Source organism: Luteimonas colneyensis (assembly GCF_014836665.1).
In the GTDB taxonomy this organism is placed as follows: Bacteria; Pseudomonadota; Gammaproteobacteria; order Xanthomonadales; family Xanthomonadaceae; genus Luteimonas; species Luteimonas colneyensis.
In genome coordinates, this window is record NZ_JACSQJ010000002.1 from 337,563 (window position 1) to 345,241 (window position 7,679).

Sequence of the window (7,679 nt, forward strand, 5' to 3'; positions counted from 1 at the left end):
AGGCCGGTGGCCACGCGCCGACGCAGGGCGCCGGCGCGCCGCCTCCGTCAGCCCGCCTTCCGCGAGGCGATCCAGCGGTCCACGCGCTGCTCCAGCAGGTCCAGCGGCATCGCGCCGCCGCCGAGGATGGCGTCGTGGAAGCCGCGGATGTCGAAGGCGTCGCCCAGCTCGGCCTCGGCCTTCCGGCGCAACTCCTGCATGCGGATCATGCCGATCTTGTACGCGGTGGCCTGGCCCGGGAACACGAGGTAGCGCTGGATCTCCGAGCGGATCGCGGCGTCGGGCACCGAGCTGTTCTCGCGGAAGTAGGCCACGGCCTGCTCCTCGGTCCAGCCCTTGGCGTGCATGCCGGTGTCGACCACCAGGCGGATCGCGCGCCACATCTCCGACATCAGGCGGCCGTATTCCGAATACGGGTCCTGGTAGGTGTCGGGCATCTCCTTGGCCAGCCACTCCGAGTACAGGCCCCAGCCCTCGTTGTAGGCGGTGTCGAAGGTCTGCGTGCGGAAGGTCGGCACGCCGGTGAGCTCCTGCGCGATCGAGATCTGCATGTGGTGGCCGGGCAGGCCCTCGTGGTACGCGATCACCTCCAGCTCGGTCTTCGGCATGGCGTTCATATCGGAGAGGTGCGCGTAGTACACGCCCGGGCGCGAGCCGTCGGGCGAGGCGGGGTTGTAGTGCTGGGCGGCGCCGTCCTGCTCGCGGAAGGCCTCGACGCGCTTCACCACCAGGTCGGCCTTGGGCAGCAGGCCGAAGTACTGCGGCAGGTGCTTCTTGATGTTGTCGATGGCCTTCGTGGCGTCGTCGATATAGGCCTGACGGCCGGCGTCGGTGTTCGGATACAGCCGCTTGGGATCGGCCTGGACATGCTTGAAGAAGGCCTGCAGGTCGCCCTCGAAGCCGATCTGCTTCTGCACCGCCTCCAGCTCGCCGCGCAGGCGCGCGACCTCGGACAGGCCGAGCTCGTGGATCTGGTCGGCGGTCATGTCGGTCGAGGTGTTCTCGCGCAGCTGATAGGCGTAGTACGCGGCGCCGTTGGGATGGGTCTGGCCCACGCCGGTCGGGTTCGCGGCGGCCTTCGGCAGCTCCTCGGCGGCCAGCGCGAGGATGCGCTCGTAGGCGGGCTTCACCTCGTCGACCAGGGCCTTGCGCGCTTCCTCCTTCAGCTCGGCCGCGCGCTCGGCGGTGATCCTGCCGGCGGTGGCCAGGGCGTCCGCCTTGGCCTGGGCGTCGGCCCAGAGCGCGCTGTCGGCGCCGTCGTCGAAGGGCGCGCCGGTGATGATCTTCCGCGACTGGTCGGCCACCCCTTCCCACGCGAACTTCGGCGGCCGGATGCCCTGCGCCGCGGACGCGCGCGCGCGCTCGATCAGGATGTCGAACGTGGCCGGCAGCTTGCGCAGGCGCGACATGTAGGCCTGGTAGTCCGACTCCTCGTCGACCTTGTGGAAATTGATCATGAAGGTCGGGGCCATGCTGTGCATGCCGTTCATCTGGTCGAAGGGATAGCCGTCGAGCAGGAAGGGCATGCCGTCGCGTGCGCTCTCGTACTGCTTCTTCCACAGGTTCCAGGACAGCTGCGCCTCGGGCTCCAGGCGGTCGTAGTCGAATTCGGCCTCCATCTCCTCCACCGAGGCCTCCATCCACGCGAGCTGCTTGCGGATGCCGGCTTCGGAGGCGTCGTCGATCTGGTCGTAGAGCTCCTTGCGGCCGAGGAAGGTCAGCCGGATCGGGCTGAACTGCAGTTGCTCCTCGTACTTGGCCTCGAACCAGGCGTTGAGGCGCGCGGTTTCGGCCTCGCGCTCGGCGGGCGTGGCCTCCGCGGCGGCGGTGCCAGCGGGCACGGCCTGGCCTGCGGCCGCGTCTGTGGGCGTGCGGTCGCACGCGGCAAGGCCAAGGGGCAGGACCAGCGCGAGCGCGATGGCCAGGGGCGAGCGTGCGGAAGCGGTGCGCATCGGGGGATTCTCCGGGGCAGGACGGTGGGCGGTCGGGGCAGGCGCGGACGCCGGACGGAGCCGACTTTCCCACGAATCGACGCCGCCGATGTGGCCCATTCGTCCCGCCCCTGCGCCTGACCGCCTGCAGCGCGCGCGGTACCATGGCGTTTTTCGGCGACAGGACGCAGGCCATGGCCAATCCGGACGATGAGCGCAACGGCGTGGCCCGCGACGAGGCGGAGGCCGCCGTGCGCACCCTGCTGCGCTGGGCCGGCGAGGATCCGTCGCGCGAGGGCCTGCTCGACACCCCCAAGCGCGTCGTGGATGCCTACGGCGACTGGTTCAGCGGCTACGGCGACGACCCGCGCGCCTACCTCGAGCGCACGTTCGAGGAGGTCGCCGGCTACGACGAGATGATCGTGCTGCGCGACATCCAGTTCGAGAGCCACTGCGAGCACCACATGGCGCCGATCATCGGCCGCGCCCACGTCGGCTACCTGCCCGACGGCAAGGTGGTGGGCATCAGCAAGCTCGCGCGCGTGGTCGAGGCCTACGCGCGCCGCTTCCAGGTGCAGGAAAAGATGACCGCGCAGATCGCCGCGGTGATCGAGGACGTGCTGAAGCCGCGCGGCGTCGGCGTGGTGGTCGAGGCCAGCCACGAGTGCATGACCACCCGCGGCGTGCACAAGCGCGGCGTGAGCATGGTGACCTCGAAGATGCTCGGCGGCTTCCGCGACGACGCGCGCACGCGCCAGGAGTTCCTGCGCTTCATCGGCGACCCGCGCGGCTGAACGCGGCCCCTCGGGTCCGCCCCGGGTAGTGCCCCGCGGCACGGTGTCCTAGCGTCGGGCCGGTACGGACGGCGGAGGCCCGGTCATGAGCGATGGTGCAGGCGGCGTAGGCGGCAGCGACGGTGGTTCGGGTGGCAGCAGCGGCGCGGACAGCGCCGGTGCCAGCGCGGCGGCCGACAGCCTGGGCAGCGTCGCGGAATCGGTCGCGGAGTCCGTGGCCGAGGCCGTGGGTTCGGCGCTGGGCGCGATGGCCGATGCGATTGGCCTGGGCGAGGCGCTCGGATCGGTCGCGGATGCCCTGGGCCTCGATGCGCACGACCTGCAGGGGCTGGTGGGCGCGGCGCTGATGGGCGCGATCACCGGCGGGCTGCCGGGCGCGGTGGCCGCGGTGGCGAACGCGGTGATCGGCGGCACGGTCGCTTCGGCGGCCCACGACGCGGTGGATTCGATGCCGGCGCCGATGCAGGCCCTGGCCCACCAAGCGGTCGACGCGCTGCTCGGCAGCGTGCCGGGCGGGTTCGCGTCCGCCAGTCCGCAGGGGGTGCTGGGTTCGCTCGCCAGCGGTGCGCTGACCAACGGCGTCGGGCCGTCGATCGGCGATCTCGGCGAAGTGGCCCGCTCGATGACCGGCCTGGCCGATGCCGCGCGCGACGTCTTCAGCGGCGTCGCGAAAGGCAACTACGCGGATGCGGTCGAAGCGGCCTCGGCCTTCGAGGGTGTGCTTGGTGCACAGCTCGCACAGGGCCGCGGGATCGCCGCCCAGGTGTCCGATGCGTTCGGCGCCGGCCATGGCCTCCACGCCGACGGCGGGCTCGGCGCGGTCGGTGATGCAATGGAGCAGCTCGCGGTGTCAGCGGCCCGGCTGATGGCGTCGCGCTGAGCGGGTTGATCCCGTCGCCGGTGTCGGTCAGGCTCCGGATTCACCGGAACCGGATGTCGCCCGTGCGCCTGTCAATCACCGCCTGCCTCTTCTCCGCCCTGCTGCTCGCGGGATGTGCCGGGACCAGCGACTATCGCGACACCAATGCCGCCGTGGATGCGAATCCGCTGTGCGCCTCCCGCCCGGATCGCCCCGGCGAGCCGGTGGCGCGCGACTGCGAGCGCCGCAGCGAGGGCAGCGTCAGCACGCAGCGCGAGAGCCGCCAGATCGATTTCCGCAAGGATCGGGACGACTGACCCGCGCAGGGCGCCGCGGCGCCGGGACTACGGCGTCGGCGGTGCCGGATCGGCGTCGTCTTCCATCGTCGGATCCACCGGAGGCGGACGCGTGGCTTCGTCGATGGGTGGCACCGGATCCAGCGGCGGGGGCACTTCCGGGTCCATGGGATCCATCGGGTCCGTCGGCACCGGCGCGGGATCCATGGGGTCGATGCGGTCCACCGGATCCGCGGTGGCGTCGTCGTCGATCGGGGTGGTGGGCGGCGATGTCGTGGTGGGCGGCGCGGTGTCGGGCGGAGTCGCCGAGGGCAGCTCGTCCACCGGCGTGTAGGCCTCGGATGGATCGCTGCAGGCGGTCAGGGCGAGCGCGAGCGTCGCAGCGGCGGCGCGCAGGATGAGTCGGTTCATCGCAAGGGTCCCACGGGATGGGCGTGGCCCGAGTATCCCCGTGCGCTCGTCATCGTCACGTCGACGTGGCGTGAACGCGACTGGCGCGGTCAGGCGTCCGCCGAGGCCAGCGGCAGGACCGCCCAGAACGGCACGCCCTGGCCGGCATGCGCGCGCGCGGCCTCGTCGAGGATCTCGAGCAGGGTGGCGAAGTCCGCGGGCGCGGCCTCGCGGAGGTCGGCGCAGTGGTCCAGCAGCAGCACGTAGCCCGGCGCGGGCCGCCAGGACAGGTCGCCCAGGCTGTCGGCCAGCGCGTCCCAATTGGCGCCGAACGTGGCAGGGAACTCCAGCGCAGCGGCCAGCTCGTCGAGCAGCGCCGCCTTGTCGTCGGCGTTCTCCAGGTTGGCCTCGGCCACGTGGTAGCCGAGCGCGTTGGCCGCCTCGACCACGGCGGCACGGTCGCGCACGTCGATGAAGTAGGCGGCGGCCTGGCCGGCGTCGGCGAGCAGGGCGCCGAGTTCGACGTCGATCATCGGGCCGGGCTCCGCTCGAAGCGCCGGAAGCTGCGGTAATGGTCGGCGGTGTAGTACCACTCGGCAGGCGGGTCGCCGCCGGTGACGATGCGGCGTGCGCCGCGATGGTCCAGGCCGGGCGTGTCGACGGTGTACTCGCGGTAGTGGCCGCGCGGCTGCAGCGGCAGCAGGCGCTCGCGGTTCTGGAACACGCTGCCGTCCTGGCGATGCGGGAACGGCCCGCCGCGGTCGATCAGTGCGAGCGTGGCGTGGGCTTCGGCCGGCAGGAAGTCGGGCGCGGGATCCTGCGCCCGCCGCGTGGCCACGTCCGCTGCCGGGAACGTGTCCGCCACCGGCGGCATCCCCGGCCCGGCCTCGCGCTGCAGCAGCTGCCAGCTGCCGACCAGCACCAGGGCCGCGACCAGCCAGGCCCAGCCGCGCGGCGTGCGTCCCCCTGTTGGCCTGGCCATGGCGTCAGCCGCAGCTGGCCTTGACGATGCGGCCGGCCTCGTCGAGTTCGAGGTTCAGGCGCCCCGCGCGGTAGTCCATGGTCACCGCCATGCCGGGGCGGATGATGCGCACGCCGCGGGCGCCGGCGGCGGCCTTGGCCTGTTCGGCGACCTCTTCGCTGATGGCCTGGCCGACGTAGGCGCTGGCGGCCTTGGCGTCGCAGGTGCCGCCGAGGCCGCCGTCGCTGATCACCGGCGGTGGGGTCCCGCTGCCGCCGGGCGTGGTCGAGGAGCAGGCGGCCGCCATGCAGACGAGCGGCGCGGCCAGCAGGGCGGCGGCGGTACGGGCGGTGGGAAGGATGGGCATGGCGACTCCTTGGCGGTCGTGGGACGGATGATGCCGCAGCGGCGGCGCGGTCGCACTCAGCGGTCCGGGCGCGGTGGTTCGTCGGTGCCCATGTGGCGCTCGAGGCGCCGGAACAGCGCCAGCACCACCACGCACAGCAGCGACGCGCCGAGCGCGAGCAGGTAGTGGCCGAGGCCGGCGGCGATGCCGATGGCGGCGGCCATCAGCAGCGAACTGGCGGTGGTGAGGCCGGAGACCTGCTGTTCGCCGCGCGCGCGCAGGATGGCGCCGGCGCCGACGAAGCCCACGGCCGCGACCACCGATTCGATCAGGCGTACGGGATCGATGCGCAGCAGGTCGCGGTACTGCTCCTGGGAGAAGTGCTGCGCGACGACGTCGCCCAGGCCCACGATCAGCGCGGCGGCGCCGGCGATCAGCATGTGGGTGCGCAGTCCGGCGGCGTGGCGGCCGAGCTCGCGCTCGATGCCGAGCACGCCGCCCAGCGCCATCGCGGCGGCGACGCGCGCCAGGATCCAGAGTTCGCCGTTCTGCAGTGCGTCCATCGCGTGTCTTCCGGTGGTGGACGGCCGATGACAGCGCAGTCAGGGTCTGGCGACCGTGAAATCGTGACGCGTCGTGCATGCATGGCCGTGCCTACAATCCGGGCGAACCGAACCGGAGCCTGCGATGCGCCTGCCAACCACGTCCGTCCTGCTGCTGGCCCTGCCGCTGGGCATGGCGTGTGCACAGCAACCGTCGCCGGTCGCGCCGACGCCCGCCACCGCGGCGACGCCGCTTCCCGCGCCCAGCGACGTCGAACTGGCGACCTACCGCGAGTGCATGGCGCGGCTGCGCGGGTCGGCGATCGACAAGGGCGTGGACAGCGCCACGTACGACCGCCTGACGGCGGAGCTCATGCCGGACATGACGGTGCTGCCGCTGCTCGACCAGCAGCCCGAGTTCACCACGCCGATCTGGGACTACCTCGCCGCGCTGGTCGACCGGCAGCGCGTGCACGACGGGCTGGCGATGCTGCGCGGGCACGCCGCGACGCTGCAGCGCGCGGAAGCCGAATACGGCGTGGATCCGGCGACGGTGGTGGCGGTGTGGGGCGTGGAGAGCGACTACGGGCGCAGCTTCGGCAAGCGGCCGCTGCTGGTGTCGCTGTCGACGCTGTCGTGCTTCGGGCGCAGGCAATCCTTTTTCCAGGGCGAGTTGATCGCGACGCTGCAGCTGCTGGCGCGGGGCGACCTGCGCGATCCGGGCATCACCGGCTCCTGGGCGGGCGCGTTCGGGCACACGCAGTTCATGCCTTCGACCTACCAGCGGATCGCGGTCGATTTCGACGGCGACGGCAGGCGCGACCTGGTGGACAGCATCCCCGACGCGCTGGGCTCGACCGCGAACTACCTGAAGCGCTCGGGCTGGCGCACGGGCGAGCCCTGGGGCTACGAAGTGAAGCTGCCCGCCGGATTCGATGCTTCGCAGGCCGGGCGCACGAAGCGGAGGCCGCTGTCGCAGTGGCTGGCGCAGGGCATCCGCCGGGTGGATGGCGGGGCGTTCGATGGCGTGGCGACGGAGGCACGCGCGGCGGTGGTATTGCCGGCGGGTGCGTCGGGGCCGGCGTTCGTGGTGTTCAGGAATTTCGATGCGATCTACTCGTACAACGCGGCGGAAAGCTATGCCTTCGCGATCGCGCATCTGGCGGACCGGCTGCGCGGCGGTGGCGATTTCGCGACGCCGTGGCCCACCGACGATCCGGGTATCGACCGGGCGGAGCGGCGCGAACTGCAGGCGCTACTGCTGGCGCGTGGGCATGCGATCGGGGAGGCCGACGGCATGGTCGGTACGCTGACCCGGCGTGCGATCGCGGAGGAGCAGAAGCGACTCGGGATGGCGCCAGCCGACGGACGTGCGGGGCTGCGGATCCTTGAGGCGCTACGGGCGGAGGCCGCCACGTCGCGGCCGCGCGCACCGACCCCGTAGGAGCGGCTGGGCCGGATGCCCCCAAGGCCGCAGCGACCGGGAGCGGTCGCAGCGGCGGGGGGGGGGGGGGGGGGGGGGGGGGGGGGGGGGGGGGGGGGGGGGGGGGGGGGGGGGGG

General features: G+C 72.5%; 10 protein-coding genes. 4 read left to right on the top strand and 6 right to left on the bottom strand.

Going from position 1 to position 7,679, the window contains the following annotated elements; all coding sequences use genetic code 11:
- Positions 1 to 47 precede the first annotated feature (47 nt).
- Positions 48 to 1,952, bottom strand: a complete 1,905-nt coding sequence (locus H9645_RS05660) for a DUF885 domain-containing protein (RefSeq protein ID WP_191728747.1) — start codon at positions 1,950 to 1,952, stop codon at positions 48 to 50.
- 173 nt (positions 1,953 to 2,125) lie between these two features.
- Here H9645_RS05660 and folE point away from each other — a divergent pair, with 173 nt between their 5' ends.
- From folE to H9645_RS05675, 3 genes are all read left to right on the top strand, one after another.
- The gene (gene folE, locus H9645_RS05665) at positions 2,126 to 2,725 is read left to right on the top strand and encodes a GTP cyclohydrolase I FolE (protein WP_191728748.1); all 600 of its coding nucleotides are present in this window, start codon (positions 2,126 to 2,128) and stop codon (positions 2,723 to 2,725) included.
- A gap of 85 nt (positions 2,726 to 2,810) precedes the next feature.
- Entirely contained in the window at positions 2,811 to 3,605 is a 795-nt protein-coding gene (locus tag H9645_RS05670) for a hypothetical protein (protein ID WP_191728749.1), read from the top strand.
- A gap of 62 nt (positions 3,606 to 3,667) precedes the next feature.
- On the top strand, positions 3,668 to 3,901 hold the full coding sequence (locus tag H9645_RS05675) for a hypothetical protein (RefSeq protein WP_191728750.1): 234 nt from the start codon (positions 3,668 to 3,670) through the stop codon (positions 3,899 to 3,901).
- 27 nt (positions 3,902 to 3,928) lie between these two features.
- On the opposite strand, the gene H9645_RS05680 is transcribed toward H9645_RS05675, so the two are convergent.
- The 5 genes from H9645_RS05680 to H9645_RS05700 all read right to left on the bottom strand — a co-directional run bounded on the left by H9645_RS05680 (position 3,929) and on the right by H9645_RS05700 (position 6,140).
- Positions 3,929 to 4,291, bottom strand: a complete 363-nt coding sequence (locus tag H9645_RS05680) for a hypothetical protein (RefSeq protein WP_191728751.1) — start codon at positions 4,289 to 4,291, stop codon at positions 3,929 to 3,931.
- Positions 4,292 to 4,380: 89 nt separating this feature from the next.
- Positions 4,381 to 4,803, bottom strand: coding sequence for a barstar family protein (locus H9645_RS05685; RefSeq protein ID WP_191728752.1), 423 nt, complete (start codon positions 4,801 to 4,803; stop codon positions 4,381 to 4,383).
- Positions 4,800 to 5,252 carry a guanyl-specific ribonuclease gene (locus tag H9645_RS05690; protein ID WP_191728753.1) on the bottom strand — a complete coding sequence of 151 codons (453 nt, stop codon included), beginning with the start codon at positions 5,250 to 5,252 and terminating at the stop codon, positions 4,800 to 4,802. Before H9645_RS05690 ends, H9645_RS05685 begins: the two co-directional genes overlap by 4 nt.
- A 4-nt stretch (positions 5,253 to 5,256) precedes the next feature.
- The gene (locus H9645_RS05695; RefSeq protein WP_191728754.1) at positions 5,257 to 5,598 is read right to left on the bottom strand and encodes an I78 family peptidase inhibitor; all 342 of its coding nucleotides are present in this window, start codon (positions 5,596 to 5,598) and stop codon (positions 5,257 to 5,259) included.
- Positions 5,599 to 5,654: 56 nt separating this feature from the next.
- Positions 5,655 to 6,140, bottom strand: coding sequence for an MgtC/SapB family protein (locus H9645_RS05700; RefSeq protein WP_191728755.1), 486 nt, complete (start codon positions 6,138 to 6,140; stop codon positions 5,655 to 5,657).
- A 124-nt stretch (positions 6,141 to 6,264) separates the two neighbouring features.
- Between H9645_RS05700 and H9645_RS05705 the strand changes: the two genes are divergently transcribed.
- On the top strand, positions 6,265 to 7,563 hold the full coding sequence (locus H9645_RS05705; RefSeq protein ID WP_225218030.1) for a lytic murein transglycosylase: 1,299 nt from the start codon (positions 6,265 to 6,267) through the stop codon (positions 7,561 to 7,563).
- Positions 7,564 to 7,679 lie beyond the last annotated feature (116 nt).